This is a genomic window from Thermodesulfobacteriota bacterium (assembly GCA_040758155.1).
Lineage (GTDB): Bacteria > Desulfobacterota > Deferrimicrobia > Deferrimicrobiales > Deferrimicrobiaceae > UBA2219.
In genome coordinates this window covers 1-14,733 of the sequence record JBFLWB010000176.1, presented here as the reverse complement: position 1 = coordinate 14,733, position 14,733 = coordinate 1, and the positions used below count along the sequence as shown (strand labels likewise).

Sequence of the window (14,733 nt, the reverse complement as noted above, 5' to 3'; positions counted from 1 at the left end):
CGTAGGGAACTCGCCGCTCCGGGAGGCCGCGGTGGAGATCCGGCGGGCCGCGCGGCGCGCCGCGGAGCTGACCTCCCAGCTCCTTGCGTTCGGCCGGCGGCAGGTCCTGCAGCCGAAGGTGCTGGGGCTGAACGGGGTGGTCTCCCGGATGGAGACGATGCTGCGCAGGCTGATCGGGGAGGAAATGGATTTACGGACCATCCTCGCGGAGGACCTGTGGAGCGTGAAGGTCGATCCGGGACAGATCGAGCAGGTGGTGATGAACCTGGCGATCAACGCCCGGGACGCGATGCCGGGAGGGGGAACGATCACGATCCGGACGTCCAACCTCTACCTCGGGAAGGATTCTTCCGGCGACGGCCCTCCCCTGCCGCCGGGCCGATACGTCCAGCTCTCCATCAGCGATACCGGGGAAGGGATGGACGAAGAGACGCGCTCGCGGGTCTTCGAGCCGTTCTTCTCCACGAAGAAGCCCGGGAAGGGGACCGGGCTGGGGCTGTCCACCGTTTACGGAATCGTCGAGCAGAGCGGAGGATACATATCGGTTCACAGCGAAGCCGGGACGGGATCGACCTTCCGCGTCCTCCTTCCACGGGCGGAGGAGCCGAAGCCCGCAGCCGGGGAGACGCCCCGCCCACCTGACGGCGCCCCGCGCGGGGAAGGGACCATCCTGGTCGCGGAAGACGACGAGCCGCTCCGAAGGCTGGCGGTCAGGGTCCTCGAGAAGAGCGGATACAGGGTCCTTTCGGCGGGCGACGGCGAGGAGGCGCTCCGGGTCGCCGGGGCGCACGAAGGGGAGATCGCCCTGCTGCTGACCGACGTGATCATGCCGAGAATGGGGGGCGGACAGCTATACGAGCGCCTGCGGGAGATGAGGCCCGGCACCAAAGTGATCTACATGTCCGGCTACGCCGGGGAGGAGATCGCCCAACGCGCGGTCATGGATTCGAAAGCGGCCTTCCTGCAGAAGCCGTGCACGCCGGCTTCCATTGCGCGAAAAGTGAAAGATGTCCTGGCCGACCGGGGTCTTTGAGGAATTTCCTCATCTTGCGTTGAAGTTTTGACGCCCTGTTTCCGAAATGCAGGTTGGTACCTCCGGGGGCCAATTTCATGACGATTTCCGCTTCCGGAGGAGAAGGAGGAAAAAAATGGGATCGCCGGAATGGAAAGAAGATTTTTGCACCGGTATCGATGAAATGGACGAGCATCACAGGAATTTTTTCGACTATCTTAAACAGCTGGAAGCGGCGGCGGGAGGAAGCAAGGGAAGAGAGATCCTCGAACCGTTGCTGAAAAAGCTTGATGATTACGTTAAACATCATTTTTCCGAAGAGGAGCGGCTCCTGGAATTATCGGGCTTTCAGGAACTTGAGCGGCAGAAACGACAACATGAATTCTTCGCAGCGCAGGTTGCGGATCTGAAGCAGCAGTTTTCCAACGGGAACGCTTACATCCCGATCAGCACACTCGCATTCTTAAAAGACTGGTTCCTGCACCACATCCTCGAATCGGATAAAAAGTATGGGGAATATATTTCCGAAATCCGGAACTGAAGGCGAGATCCATGACTGACAGGGAGAGCCGTTACCGGACGTTCTTCGAGAACAGTCTCGACGCCATGTTCATCACGACGCCGGACGGCCGGGTGCTGGAGGCCAACGCCGCGGCGTGCGAGCTGTTCGGCTACACGGAAGAGGAGCTGATCCGGATCGGGAGGAAAGCGGTCATCGACCCGCAGGACCCGAGGTTGCTGCCGGCGCTGAAGGAAAGGAAGGAAAAGGGGAGGTTCGCCGGAGAGCTGAACTTCCGGCGGAAGGACGGGACGATCGTCCCGGTGGAGATCACCTCGGTCGTCTCGCGCATGGCGAACGGGGAGGAGCGCGCCAGCATCATCGTCCGGGACGTCACCGGCCGGAAGCGGGCGGAGGAGGCGCTTCGCAGGAACGAGGCGTTCACGAGGGCGGTGATGGACCACCTGCCGGTCGGCCTGGCCGTGAACTCGGTGGACCCCGCGGTGGACTTCGTCTACATGAACGACAACTTCCCGAAGTTCTACCGGACGACGAGGGAGGCGCTCGCCGATCCGGGCGCGTTCTGGGACGCCGTCTACGAGGATCCGGACTTCCGGGAAAGGATCCGGAAGAGGGTGCTGGACGATTGCGCCGGCCACGACCCGGAGCGGATGCACTGGGAGGACGTGCCGATCGCCCGCAAGGGAGAGGAAACCAGGTACGTCAACGCAAGGAACACTCCCGTGCCCGGAGCGTCGCTGATGATCTCGACCGTGTGGGACGTCACCGACCGGAAGCGGGCCGAGGAGGAACGGGAGAAGCTCGGGCGGAAGCTCCTCCAGGCCCAGAGGATGGAGGCGGTGGGGACGCTGGCGGGCGGGATCGCGCACGACTTCAACAACGCACTGACCGGGATCTTCGGCTTCGGGAACCTGTTGCGCGAACAGATCTCGGGGAACGCGCAGGCCGAGCGCGACCTGGGCGACATCCTGCGCTGCGCGGAGCGCGCGGCGACGCTGACGCGGCAGCTCCTGACGTTCGCCCGCCGCCAGGCCATCGAGGCGGTCGACCTGGACCTGAACGCGCTCGTCGCCGGGCTGGAGAAGCTGATCGGGAAGGCGGCGGGCGAGCGCATCGAGGTCCGCACGAGGCTTGCGGACGGTTTGCCGGCGATCCGTGGAGACCGGGGGCAGATCGAGCAGGCGCTGATGAATCTTTGCCTGAACGCGCGGGACGCGATGCCGGAAGGGGGGAAACTCTTCATCGGGACCGGGATCGCGGTTCTCGGCGAGGAAGACGTCGCTCGGCATCCTTACATGCGCGCGGGGAGGCACGCCGTGCTCGAGGTCACCGACACGGGCGTCGGGATGGACGAGGGGACCCGCGAGCGGGTGTTCGACCCGTTCTTCACGACGAAGGAGCCGGACAGGGGGACGGGGCTGGGGCTGGCGGTGGTGTACGGGATCGTGAAGCAGCACAACGGGTTCATCCACCTCTACAGCGAGCCGGGGAAGGGGACGACGCTCAAGGCGTACTTCCCGGCCGCGGAGCCCGCGCCGGATGCCGTTTCGCAGGATCTCGCGGAGGAGCCGGTCCGCGGCGGGACGGAAACGGTCCTGTTGGCGGACGACGAGGAGTCGGTCCTGGCGGTCGCCCACCGGACCCTGAAGGAGCTGGGGTACGATGTCCTCATTGCCCGGGACGGGGAGGAGGCGGTCGGGCTCTTCCGGCGGAGCCGGAAGGTCGATCTGGTGGTGCTGGACGTGGTGATGCCCGGAAAAGGGGGACCGGAAGCGTACCGCGAGATGCAGCGGGACAAACCGGGCCTCAAGGCGATCTTCATGAGCGGTTACTCCATCGACGCGGTCCTTGACCGGCTGGCGCCGGACGGCGGGCATCCGTTCCTGCAGAAGCCGTTCGCTCCGACGATGCTGGCGAGGAAGATCCGGGAGGTGCTCGATGCAGGCATCTGACGCGGTCCTTCTGGTGGACGACGACCCGTTCGTGCTGCAATCGACCTCCCGGCTGCTGGGCCGGGCGGGGTACCGGGTGACCGCGTGCGCCAACGCCGCGGACGCGATGTCCCGGCTCCGCGAAAGCGCCTATTGCGCGGTGCTGACGGACATCAAGATGCCGGGGATCAGCGGCCTCCAGTTCCTGGAGATGGCGCACGCGCTCGATCCCGAGCTGCCCGTCCTCGTCATGACGGCCTACGCGGAGATGGACATGGCCATCGACGCGATCCGGAAGGGCGCGTTCGACTTCATCATGAAGCCCTTCAAACCCGAATACCTCGCCCATTCCATGAACAGGGCGATCGATTTTTGCCGGCTCAAGCGGCTGGAGAAGGACTATACCCGGATGCTCGAGCAGAGCCTCGAAGAGCGGACCCGGGAGCTGAAGGAGGCGCTGGAGAAGGTCCAGTCCGCGAGCCGGGAGATCGTCGAGCGGCTGGCCGGCGTCGCGGAGTACAGGGACACGGACACCGGGAAGCACATCAAGCGGATCGGGCTGTACTCCAGGACGATCGCCGAGGGGCTGGGGATGCCGGGGGAGTTCGTCGAGGCGATCTCCTTCGCGAGCATCCTCCACGATATCGGCAAGGTGGGAATACCGGACAGCATCCTGCTGAAGCAGGGGCCGCTGACGCCGGAGGAGTTCGAGAGCATCAAGGCGCACACGATCATCGGCGGAAGGATGCTGTCCGGATCCACCTACTCGGGAATGCCCATGGCCGCCGTCATCGCCCTGAACCACCACGAGAGGATGGACGGCCTCGGGTATCCGCGGGGGCTGAAGGGGGACGAGATCCCGATCGAGGGGAAGATCGTGATGATCGCCGACCAGTACGACGCGCTGCGGAGCGAAAGGCCCTACAAGCCGGCGTTCGACCACGAAAAATGCTTCAGGATCCTCACGGAGGGGGACGGAAGGACGTCGCCGGAGCAGTTCGATCCCGCCGTGCTGAGCGCGTTCGTCCGCGTCGCGCCCGATTTCGACAGGATCTATCTGGAGCGGTATGCCTGATCGGAGGAGGTGAAGCCATGCGGATCGAGGTCGACGGCGCGCGGTTCGATGTCGAGCTGTATGAGGGGAATGCCGTCCGGGAGCTGATGAGGTTCCTTCCGCAGCGGATCTCCATGTCCCGGTGGGGGGACGAATTCTACGGGGCGCTCAAGGGGAAGATCGATCCCGCGGGCGATCCCGTGCGGGATGTGTTCGAGGTGGGCGAGGTAGCCTTCTGGCCGCCCGGAAACGCCCTCTGCATCTTCTTCGGCCCGACCCCCGCCAGCCGTGGGACGGAGCCGCGCATGGCCTCCCCCGGCGTCGCGCTGGGAAAGATCCGGGGAGACGCGACGGCGTTCCGCCGCTACGGCGCGACGTTGAAGAACGTGGAGATCGCGGCGTAGATCTCCTCGTGATACCGGCGGCGCAGCGGGAAGAGGTCGATGAAGCCGCAGTGCCCCCCGTATCGCGTCCGGACGACCCGCAGGTTCCGGTGCTCCGACAACGCGTCGTAATCCTCCCCCGGTATGACCGGGTCGTCGTCCGAGATGAAGATCGTCACGGGGATTTCCAGGCCGTCGAAGAACGCGTCCCGCAGGGTGTACAGCTCGAAATAATCCCGGTACGTCGGAAATTCCCGGAAATAAGGCATGATCCTTTCGGTGAGATCGAGGCACGTCCCCGCGTCGAGCATCCCGTCGAAGCGGTACAGGTGCGGAAACAGCCGCTGCTTTCTTTCCAGGGAGCGCTTCCATTTCGTCAGGAAATACCGCAGGTAGATCGAGGGGCCGCGATCGATGGCCACCGTGGTCTTGAAGGGGTCGAGCGGCGGGCTCACGGCGAAGACGGCGCGCACGCCGCTTCGCCCCAGGCCGGAGTACCTGCGGGCGATCCGCAGGGCGAAGTTGCCCCCCAGGGAAAATCCGACCAGGAAGGCCGGCCCGCTCTCCGCCGGGCCGGCGAGGAGGTCCACCGCTTCGAAGGTCTCGTCGAGGAGGGCGCCGTGGAACAGCCCTTCGTTCAGGTGATGCGACTCTCCATGGTCCCTCAGGTTCAGCCGGCACACGCTGAAGCCCCGCCGGAGGAAATAAGTCCCCGCGTCGATCATGTACGTGGAGGAAGAGGATCCTTCCCACCCGTGCAGGAGGACGATCAGCCCCTTCGGCGCGGGGTGGCGGGAGAAAAGGGCGAGCAGCCTCGCGCCGGACGGGGTGGAGACGATCCGCTCCTCGGCGTTCCGCAGCCCGGGCGCCTCCTTCCGGACGCGGAGGCGGGAGCTCGCAAGGATGGACTGGACGTGGGGATTTCTCACCAGCGGGAAAGGTCGAAAGCCGCTCATCCCGTCGTTCATCGGAAATTTATAAGTTATCCTCGCCCGGGATGCGCGTCAACGGCTTTCCGCTCCGCCGCTCCGTCGAAACATTTGGTGTACTGAGCCGGGCTCATGGTATTTATGGAAAAATTTATGAAATCGCGGATTTCGTCAACCCGGGAGGAGGGGAGATGCTGAAGGACATGAAGATCGGCGCCCGGCTGTTTCTCGGTTTCGGGATCGTGCTTCTCCTTACGATCGCCACCACGTTCGTCGCAATGTACCAGGGCGCGCGGACGGTCACGTTCGTCCTGGTCGCCGTCGTCGTCGCGCTGGCGGCGCTGATCGCCGCGTACCTCACCCGCGGGATCGTCCGTCCGCTGAACCGCGCGCTCCTGATCGCCGACGCGCTCGCCGCCGGGAACCTGAACAAGCAGGTGGAGACGGGGAGCTCGGACGAGATCGGGAAGCTGCTCGCGTCGATGCAGGCGATGGTCGACAAGCTCCGGGGCGTCATCGCGAGCGTCAAGATGGTTTCGGACAGCGTGGCCCACGGGAGCCGCCGGCTCTCGGATTCGTCCGACGGCCTCAGCCGGGGGTCGCAGGACCTTGCCTCCCACGTGGACCAGATCGTCACCGCGATCACGGAAGTCTCGCAGACGATCACCGACGTGGCGAAGAACGCTTCGTACGCCGCCGACGCGAGCCGGAAGGCGTCGGAGACGGCGGCGCAGGGAAGGAAGATCGTGGACACGACCGCCGGAGACATGAGCCGGATCGCGAAGATGACGGGGGAGGCGGCGAAGACCATCGAGGAGCTCGGCAAGAGCTCCAAGCAGATCGGGGAGATCGTCGCGGTCATCAACGACATCGCCGACCAGACGAACCTGCTGGCGCTGAACGCCGCGATCGAGGCCTCCCGGGCGGGCGAGCAGGGGAAGGGGTTCGCCGTCGTCGCGGACGAGATCCGGAAGCTGGCGGAGAGGACCGGGCAGGCGACCAAGGACATCGCCCGCAGGATCGGCGCAATCCAGCGCGCCTCGGAGGAGTCCGCCGAGGCCATCAAGCGGGCCGGCGGCGAGGTCGAGGGCGGGGTGGGGCTCTCGAAGGAGGCGAGCGCTTCCATGGACTCCGTCGTCGAGGCGGCCACCGGCGCAGGCGACCTCGTGCACAGGATCGCGGCGGCGACCGAGGAGCAGTCGACCGCGACGGAGGAAGTGACGCGGAGCATGGAGAACATCTCGGAGATCACGCGGAAAACCGCATCGGCCGCGCAGGAGATCAAGGTCTCCGCGGGCGACCTCGCCCGGCTCACGGGCGAGCTGAGCGAGAAGGTGTCGTTCTTCAAGGGGACGGCGGCCGAGGCCGAGGCGCTCGTGAAGAAGGCGATCGGCTACATCCGGGCGCACGGCAGGGAGGACGCCTTCCGGGAGATCAACAACAAGGGCGGGATGTTCACGAACCGGGACCTGTACGTGTTCGTGTACGACATGAAAGGGAGCGTGGTCGCCCACGGACAGAACGCGGGGATGATCGGGAAGAGCATGGTGGACGCGCAGGACCCGGACAAGAAGTTCTACGTCCGCGAGCGGATCGAGATCGCGAGGACGAAGGGGAGCGGGTGGCAGGACTACAAGTTCCAGAACCCGAAGACGAAATCCGTCGAGGACAAGATGGCGTACATCGAGAAATGCGACGATCTCATCGTGGGGGCCGGGGCGTACCGGTGAGCTTCCTGCCGTCCAGGACCTCCCGCACCTTCCGCAGGATCTCGTCGGGCGCATAGGGCTTCATGAGCAGCTCGACGTCGCTTTCGAGGCCCGCCTTCCGTTCGAGGAGGTCGGGGGCGTAGCCGCTGGAGAAGACGGCCTTCACGTCCGGGCGCTCCTTCCGGATCTCGTCCAGCGCCTCCCTGCCGTTCATCTTCGGCATGATCATGTCGAACAGCAGGAGCCGGATGGAGTCCCGGTGCTCGCGGAACTTGCGGACGGCGTCCTCCCCATCCACCGCCAGGATGACGGTGTATCCTGCGGAACCCAGGTACCGGCAGGCGAGCTGCCGGAGCGTTTCGTCGTCTTCCGCCACGAGGATCGTCTCCGACCCTCCCCGAGGTTTGTCCTGGCGGGGCGCCGCGGCTTCCGCCCGGAGCGCGGCGCGGTCGACCGGGAGATAGATCTTGAACGTGGTTCCGCGGCCGGGCTCGCTGTACACGTCGACGAACCCCTCGTGCTGCTCGACGATGCCGTACACCACGGACAACCCGAGACCCGTCCCCTTGCCGACCTCCTTCGTCGTAAAGAAGGGCTCGAAGATCCTCTTGCGGGTTTCCTCGTCCATCCCGCCGCCGGTGTCCGACACGGTCAGCAGCGCGTATTCGCCCGCTTTGCCGAATCCGTGCGCGGAGACGAACCCGTCGTCCAGGCGGACCGGCTCCGCCGCCACGGAGAACGCCCCGCCGCGCGGCATCGCGTCGCGGGCGTTCGTGGCGAGGTTCATCAGCACCTGCTCGATCTGGTGGGCGTCGGCGAGGACGGTCAGCGGCTCCGGGCCTCCCGGCGACACACTGCACTCGATGTCCTCGCCGATGACTCGCCGCAGGAAATTCTCCACCTTGCGCATGATCGCATACAGGTCGACGGGCTCACGCTTTCCGGCCTGCTTGCGGCTGAACAGCAGCAGGTCCTTCGTGAGGTGCGTCGCCCGGTCCGCCGCCTCGAGCAGGGATTCGAGGTTCGCCCGTCCCGGATCGCCCGACGGCATGTCTCCCAGCGCCAGGTGCCCGTACCCTATGATCGCCGACAGGATGTTGTTGAAGTCGTGGGCGATCCCGCCGGCGAGCGTCCCGATGGATTCCATCTTCTGGGACTGGAGATACTTCGCTTCGAGCTTCTCGTGCTCCGTGATATCCCGCAGCACCGTGATGACGCGCTCGATCCTCCCTTCGTCGCCGGGCAGGGGAACCGTCCGGACGTCCCAGGTGCGGTTTTTCCCCATCCTGACGACGGTGTTCACCGGTTTCCCCGACGCGAAGGTTTGCAGGACCGGGCATGTGCTGCACGGCCCCGTCCTATTGTGGATCACCGTATAGCAATACCGGCCGGGAAGCGCATCGGCCGTCCCGCCGAAGTTTTCCGCGCAGGCCCGGTTGGCCCACCGGATCCTCAGCTCCCGGTCCAGGAGCATCAGGTGGTCGGGAATGGCGTCGAGCAGACCGTGGAACTCCTGGGAAAGCCCCCGGTACCGGTGCTCGCTTTCCAGGAGGGTCGACTCCGCCGTCGCCCGCGCGGCCGACGCGTCGTCGAGAAGTGTGCGGACTGCCTCGACTTCGGCGACGGCCGGCGCGGTGTCGCGGGAAAGGGAGGAGATCACCAGCGACTCCACCGGGTGGGTCAGCTTCCGGCCCATCCAGCGGCCGCCCAGGACGCCGGCGAGCGTGAACCCGAGGATCGCGAGGGCGAACGCCGCGGCGGCGGAAAGGATCGGGCTGTGGTATGCCGCGGGAGGGACCTCCACCACCACGGACCAGCGCGACGCGGAGCACCGTGCCGAGCGGCGTTTCCAGGAACCCCAGTCGGGCAGAGCGTTTTTCCCGTCCGGGGACGCGCGGCGAGCCAGCGTCTCTCCGCTCCCGTCGAGAATCGTCAGCATCCATCCCGCAGGCAGGGAGATCCCCTCGATCTGCTTCTGAAGCGAACGCGCGGCGACGGCGGTAAGCAGGATGTGCCGCGGCCGCTCTTCGACCAGGACAGGCACCGCAACCGCGAACAGCGGTTCCTTGGCGAACGGTCCGATGAACGAGTCTCCGACCGAAGGCTTCCCCGTCTCGAGGACATCCTGCGCGGCAGAATGTCCCCGCGGACGCGGCAGCGCCGGAAGGGGGATCCCGAAGGGGACGCCGCTGTTCAGCCGCATCCGCATATCCGGGTCGGCCAGGATGACGCGGCTGCCGAAGCTCTCCTGGAACCCCTTGGCCCGCGCGTGGAAATCCTTCCATAGCCCCGGGTCGACCGCCATCGGCGACTCCGCCAGGACCTGCAACGCGGAGATGCGCGTCTGGAGGAACAAATCGATCCGGTTCGCGGCGTTCTGCGCCTGGTGCGAGATTTCCCGATCGAAGCGCGATTGCAGGGTCCGGACGTGCGCGTATGTGAAACCGGCGGCCAGGAGCAGGAGCGGCAGCATGCAGACCCAGATCAGCCGGGTCAGCAGCGAGCGGAGCGGAACGGGTTTCTTCTGTGAGGACATCGGGTGTTGGGGCATCGGGGTGTCGGGGGAGATATCAACCGGTCCGGTGGTTCTGGCCTTGTTCCATGTCACCCTCCGTCGGGCAACCGGTTCGGGCAGTCACTCGGGTTGACGGTACGCCATGGAAAATTATTCCACGCCGCCGGGGTCGCCTGTCAAGCGGGACGCGGCGGACGCTTTCGCGTCGGCGTGCTTTCCGCACCGGTCCCCGAACATCGCGATGACCCGGCCGTCCTGCCGGAATACGACGACCTCGCAGGCGTTCGGGCAGTCCCGGCACTCGACGCTGCCGGTCCGGAAATCCGATCGCGCGATGCCGAATCCCTTGAACCGGGTCGCGCCGCCCGTCTTCGCGACGTGATCCTTCGCCAGGATCGCCGCCCCGACGGCTCCCATGACCCCGAAGTGCTTCGGGACGACGGGCTCCTTCCCGAGATGCTCCGCGAACGCCCGCCGGATGCCGGCGTTCGCCGCGACGCCTCCCTGGAACACTACGGGCTGCCGGATCTCCTTCCCCTTTCCGACGGAGCTGAAGTAGTTCCGGACGAGCGCGCTGCACAGCCCCCGCAGGATGTCGTTCACGGCGCAGCCGAGCTGCTGCTTGTGCACCATGTCGGATTCCGCGAACACGGTGCACCGTCCCGCGATCCGCACCTCCGTCCGCGATTCCAGCGCCCTGCGGCCGAAATCCTCGATGGGGATCCCCAGCCGCGTGGCCTGCTGGTCGAGGAAGCTTCCCGTGCCCGCCGCGCAGACGTTGTTCATGGCGAAATCCGCGACGATGCCGTTCCGCAGGAGGATGATCTTCGAGTCCTGCCCGCCGATCTCGATGACCGTGGCGGCGTCCGGATGGAAATGCGTGGCGGCCACGGCGTGCGCGGTGATCTCGTTCTTCACCACGTCGGCGTCCACCATCGCGCCGATGAGGTGCCTCGCGCTCCCGGTCACCCCCGCGGAGGAAACCGTCGCCCCGGCGGGCAGGGCGGCGGCCGCCCGCTCGAGCCCGCTCCGCACGGAGCCCAGCGGGTCCCCGTGGGCCCGGAGGTAGAGCGCCTCGACGACTTCCGCCGCGTCGTCGAGGACGACGATGTTGGTGCTCACCGAGCCGACGTCGACGCCCAGGTGGTATTTCATCGGGACCTCCTGAATTCGATCAGGTCGATGAAGGCCTCGACCCGCGTCGTGAAGCCGGCGTCCCCGGTCTGCTCGTCGATGGGCAGGTTGAGGACGGGGACGTCGAAGTCGGCGCCGATCCCGGGGAGGATGCTCCGGACGACGACCTCCGGCATGCAGCTGAACGGGTAGATGTGCACCAGCCCGTCGAATCCCCTTTCGGCGTAGCGGATCGCGCTGCGCACGGTGTCGGAGGCGAACCCTCCGATGTCGTGCCGCAGGTACCCCCGCGCCTTCCCGGACAGCGCAAGTTCCTCCGGCGTCGTCGGGATCCCCGGGTCGAACAGCGTCCGCAGCCGGATGCCGTTCTCCGCGTAGACGTCCAGGTCGCACAGCCGCTCGAAGATGTTGTTGTTGATGATCCTCTCGTTGATGGTGTACATGTCGCCGACGACCGCGATCCGGAGCATCCGCTCCGGGTCGAAGGGCGGATACGACTCCCGGTCCTCGTCCATCCGCCGGCCGAGGTCGCGTAGGTCGAGGATGGAGTCGGTCCCGTCGATCTCCTTCGTCCACCGCGCCCGGAAGGCCTCGGCCTCCCGCTTCCGGGCGGCGAGGTAGATGTCGCGCCAGCCGTCCTCGACGCTTTCGAGGAGGAAAAGCTTCTGCGCGGCGACGACCAGCCCCTCGGTGACCTGGAGCAGCGTGATGTCCCGATGGTGCGGCCGGAAGCTCTCGAGCACCCGGTCCGGCCGGATGGTGTTCAGCAGGACGATGTCGATGTCGCGCCCCGTCCTGCGGAGGATGTGCTTCTGCGCCATGCCGAAATCGGCGAGCTGGCACGCGGAGATCGTCCGGGAGAACGGCACGACGAAAACTTCCGCTCCCAGGTCGATGCCCTCCAGCAGGGAGCCGAGGAGCACCTTGAAGGGGAAGCAGGAGAATTCGGGAGAGAGGGAAATCCCGCGCGCGATGGTGGCGAGGGTCGGCGGCGGGATCGTGACCGTTTCGATACCGACGCTTCTCGCGAACGCGTTGGTCGCGATCGCGGACCTCCCGATCTGGTAGAAGGCGAAGCGCTTCATCCCCGCCCCGCTCCGCGCGGAGGCCGCCCGCGGCCGATCATGTCGAAGAAGGCCTCGATCCGCGTGACGATCCCGGCGTCCCCGGAGTGCTCGTCCACGGTCAGGACCAGCATCGGCTTCCCCTCCGGCAGGTTGGCGTCGATGTACTCCCGGATCAGGGAATCGGAGGAGCATCCGAACGGCGTGATGTAGACGATCCCCTTGACGTCCGGCCTGCGGGAAAAGAGGATCGCCGAGGCGACGACGCGGTTGCCGAGGCTCCAGTGCGTTCCGCACTCGAGGGAGGCGAGGGTGCGGGCGATCCGGTCGGCGGACGGCATGTCGGACGTGACGACTCGCGCCCCCCGCTCCCGGAGTCGGCGGAGCAGGTCGAAGCTGATGTAGGCGTCGTTGAACAGGTAGGTGTGCCCGATGACCGCGACGACGGGCCCGTCCTTGACCGCCGGGGCCTGGGCGCCCGCCGGCGGCTTCGGGGAAAGTGCCTCCTCGAACGGCGTCCCGCCCGCGACGAGCGCCTCGAAGGCGGCCTGCCGCTCCAGCGCCTTCCGGTAGGCGGCGTAGATCCGAACCGGGTTCGTGCACAGTTTCGACGCGACCTCCCGCAGGGAGGAGAAAAGGGAGCCGAGGAAATTCTCGACGTCCACGTCTGCAGACATGAGAGAAAGCCCCGGGACGGCGGCCTTCGCGATGTCCGGCGCGGCGATGAGCTTGGGGCAGTAGTACGACCCTTTCTGCGTCGAGATGACGTAGGGGAGGAAGACGAGATCGCACCGGTCCGCGAGGTCCGCGATGTGGCCGTGCAGCAGCTTGATGGGCAGGCACAGCTCGCCGCTGCTGAGGTTCAGGCCGTCCCGGAGGATCTTCTTGTTCGTCGGCCGGCTGACGACGACTTCCGCTCCGAGTTCCGTGAAGAACGTCTCGCAGAAGGGAAAGTAGCTGTAATAGAAGAGCGCCCTCGGGATTCCGATCACGGCCATGGGGACAGTATAGTCGCGGCGGGCGCGGTGCTCCACACCGGATCGGGGCATCTAAATGTGGGAGGTGAACGAATATGGGCGGAAGATACGACAACCTCGCCGAACACACGGAGAATTCCGATCTCGTCCTGACGCGCGCATTCGACGCGCCGCGCGAGCGGGTCTGGGCCGCATGGACGGAGCCGGATCGCTTCGCGCAGTGGTGGGGGCCGGAGGGTTTCACGGCGCCCCGCTGCAGCATGGATCTCCGCGTCGGGGGGAAATATCTATGGTGCATGCGGTCGCCCGAGGGGCGTGATTACTGGAGCACGGGAGTCTACCTGGAGATCGTTCCGCTGAAGAAGCTCGTCCTGACGGACAGCTTCTCGGACAAGGACGGGAACATCGTCCCCGCGTCCCATTACGGGATAACGGGGGGATGGCCGCGGGAGCTTTACATCGCCGTGACGTTCGAAGAGGAGGAGGAAGGCCGGACGACCGTTACGCTGCGCCATTCCGGTATTCCGCAGGAGATGATGGACGACTGCGCCACCGGGTGGAACGGCTCCTTCGACAAGCTGAGGGACAGCGTGGAGTGAACGGAGGCCGCCCGGTCAGCCGGGCGGCTCCGGGACCACGAAATCCTCGAGGTTGAGGTGGTCGTACGCGAACCGGGCGATCTCCCGCTCGGCGAGCCGCGAAATCCTGCCGATCTCCTTCAGGGTGGGGTTCTGGCTCTCGAAGCGCTGCCTTTTTTCGTAATAATACCTGCGGATCGGCGTTTCGGCCTGGAGCGACAGCCCGCACCCCCCCATCTTCCGCCAGTCCGACCAGCGGATCCCCCCGCCGGTCTCCGAAAGCACGAATACCATGTCGTTTTCCCTCCCGCGGCCCTTTGTAATCCTGAATCGGATGCGCGTGGAAAATCTTTAACGTTTTCGACAAGGATCCGGCTGGAGTATGATGGTTTTAAAATCCATCCTTATGAGGCGGGGAGGGCCCGATGAAAGGGAACGCCAAGCTCATCGAGACGTTGAACTCGTTGCTTTCCGACGAGCTGACCGCGATCAACCAGTACATGGTCCATTCGGAGATGTGCGCCAACTGGGGGTACGAAAAGCTGCACAAGCATTTCGAGAAGCGGGCCATCGAGGAGATGAAGCACGCCGAGAAGCTGATCGCGCGGATCCTGTTCCTCGAAGGGACCCCGACGGTCAACATCCTCGGAAAGATGATGATCGGCGCGGATGTTCCGAAGCAGCTCGCCGGCGACCACGCGCTGGAGATGGGCGCGGTCAAGGCGTACAACGCCGCGATCAAGCAGGCGGGCGACGCCGCCGATTTCGCCACCCGGGATGTCCTGCAGCACATCCTCGAAGACGAGGACAAGCACATCGACGGCATCGAGGAGCTGCAGGACCAGATCGGGCACATGACGCTTCCCATTTTCCTCACCACCCAGGTCCAGGGGTAGAGGGAGGCTGAAGGTCAAGGTTCCGGAAGGG

Annotated in this window: 14 protein-coding genes; 8 read left to right on the top strand and 6 right to left on the bottom strand. The window is 65.8% G+C overall.

What is annotated here, in order from left to right:
- The 5 genes from AB1346_12220 to AB1346_12200 all read left to right on the top strand — a co-directional run.
- Window positions 1-1,033 (top strand): ATP-binding protein (locus AB1346_12220; GenBank protein MEW6721208.1); only part of this gene is annotated, 1,033 nt, incomplete at its 5' end.
- Between the two features lie 115 nt (window positions 1,034-1,148).
- Window positions 1,149-1,553 (top strand): bacteriohemerythrin, encoded by a 405-nt coding sequence (locus AB1346_12215; protein MEW6721207.1) that lies wholly within the window; start codon window positions 1,149-1,151, stop codon window positions 1,551-1,553.
- 11 nt (window positions 1,554-1,564) lie between these two features.
- Entirely contained in the window at window positions 1,565-3,484 is a 1,920-nt protein-coding gene (locus tag AB1346_12210) for a PAS domain S-box protein (GenBank protein MEW6721206.1), read from the top strand.
- A complete protein-coding gene (locus AB1346_12205) occupies window positions 3,471-4,538 on the top strand; it encodes an HD domain-containing phosphohydrolase (GenBank protein MEW6721205.1) in 1,068 nt (355 codons plus the stop codon). Before AB1346_12210 ends, AB1346_12205 begins: the two co-directional genes overlap by 14 nt.
- Window positions 4,539-4,555: 17 nt before the next feature.
- Window positions 4,556-4,921, top strand: coding sequence for a cyclophilin-like fold protein (locus AB1346_12200; protein ID MEW6721204.1), 366 nt, complete (start codon window positions 4,556-4,558; stop codon window positions 4,919-4,921).
- Here the strand turns inward: AB1346_12200 and AB1346_12195 are convergent.
- Window positions 4,882-5,856 (bottom strand): alpha/beta fold hydrolase, encoded by a 975-nt coding sequence (locus tag AB1346_12195; GenBank protein MEW6721203.1) that lies wholly within the window; start codon window positions 5,854-5,856, stop codon window positions 4,882-4,884. The genes AB1346_12200 and AB1346_12195 overlap by 40 nt on opposite strands.
- Window positions 5,857-6,020: 164 nt before the next feature.
- Here AB1346_12195 and AB1346_12190 point away from each other — a divergent pair, with 164 nt between their 5' ends.
- Window positions 6,021-7,559 (top strand): methyl-accepting chemotaxis protein, encoded by a 1,539-nt coding sequence (locus tag AB1346_12190; GenBank protein ID MEW6721202.1) that lies wholly within the window; start codon window positions 6,021-6,023, stop codon window positions 7,557-7,559.
- Here AB1346_12190 and AB1346_12185 read toward each other — a convergent pair.
- The 4 genes from AB1346_12185 to AB1346_12170 form a co-directional block, all read right to left on the bottom strand.
- Complete coding sequence (locus AB1346_12185) at window positions 7,531-10,074, bottom strand: ATP-binding protein (protein ID MEW6721201.1); 2,544 nt, start codon at window positions 10,072-10,074, stop codon at window positions 7,531-7,533. The two genes, AB1346_12190 and AB1346_12185, sit on opposite strands and share 29 nt — an antisense overlap.
- 129 nt (window positions 10,075-10,203) lie before the next feature.
- A complete protein-coding gene (locus AB1346_12180; GenBank protein MEW6721200.1) occupies window positions 10,204-11,208 on the bottom strand; it encodes an acyl-CoA dehydratase activase in 1,005 nt (334 codons plus the stop codon).
- Window positions 11,205-12,272, bottom strand: coding sequence for a hypothetical protein (locus AB1346_12175; protein MEW6721199.1), 1,068 nt, complete (start codon window positions 12,270-12,272; stop codon window positions 11,205-11,207). The genes AB1346_12180 and AB1346_12175 overlap by 4 nt, the downstream gene beginning before the upstream one ends.
- Window positions 12,269-13,249 carry an acyl-CoA dehydratase activase-related protein gene (locus AB1346_12170; GenBank protein ID MEW6721198.1) on the bottom strand — a complete coding sequence of 327 codons (981 nt, stop codon included), beginning with the start codon at window positions 13,247-13,249 and terminating at the stop codon, window positions 12,269-12,271. Before AB1346_12170 ends, AB1346_12175 begins: the two co-directional genes overlap by 4 nt.
- 74 nt (window positions 13,250-13,323) lie before the next feature.
- Between AB1346_12170 and AB1346_12165 the strand changes: the two genes are divergently transcribed.
- Entirely contained in the window at window positions 13,324-13,827 is a 504-nt protein-coding gene (locus AB1346_12165) for an SRPBCC domain-containing protein (GenBank protein MEW6721197.1), read from the top strand.
- A 15-nt stretch (window positions 13,828-13,842) separates the two neighbouring features.
- Here AB1346_12165 and AB1346_12160 read toward each other — a convergent pair whose 3' ends face one another.
- On the bottom strand, window positions 13,843-14,100 hold the full coding sequence (locus tag AB1346_12160) for a hypothetical protein (GenBank protein ID MEW6721196.1): 258 nt from the start codon (window positions 14,098-14,100) through the stop codon (window positions 13,843-13,845).
- 131 nt (window positions 14,101-14,231) lie between these two features.
- Between AB1346_12160 and bfr the strand changes: the two genes are divergently transcribed.
- Window positions 14,232-14,702, top strand: coding sequence for a bacterioferritin (bfr, locus tag AB1346_12155; protein ID MEW6721195.1), 471 nt, complete (start codon window positions 14,232-14,234; stop codon window positions 14,700-14,702).
- Window positions 14,703-14,733: the final 31 nt, after the last annotated feature.